Source organism: Paraburkholderia sp. SIMBA_054, assembly GCF_046534875.1.
Lineage (GTDB): Bacteria > Pseudomonadota > Gammaproteobacteria > Burkholderiales > Burkholderiaceae > Paraburkholderia > Paraburkholderia hospita.
Genome location: NZ_JAWRXV010001185.1, coordinates 1 through 255, shown reverse-complemented (window position 1 = coordinate 255; position 255 = coordinate 1). Strand labels below are relative to the sequence as shown.

The following is a 255-nucleotide window of genomic DNA, read 5'->3' as shown; positions in this document are numbered from 1 at the left end:
ACCGCGGATCCTGCCGTGGCGCAGGCGGTCATACACCTCGACCGCCTGCTCCAGCGGGAACACTTCGACATCGGCATGGATGCGGCCCGCCTGGGCGTCCGAATGGCAGACGCCGGCTCCGGCCACGCGGATGCGGATCTGCCCCGGACCCGGTTCGGGCTTGGGGACGTCGACGATTTCAGGGGGCTTGCCGGTGGCGATGTAGCGCACTGCCTTCATGGAAGTCTCCAGGTCGGGTGGGGAATGCGCCGGGAG

1 pseudogene is annotated in these 255 nt (G+C 69.0%); it reads right to left on the bottom strand.

The annotated features are described in order from the left end of the window. Positions 1 to 219, bottom strand: a pseudogene (locus SB822_RS58870) (hypothetical protein); the annotation flags it as partial. Positions 220 to 255 lie beyond the last annotated feature (36 nt).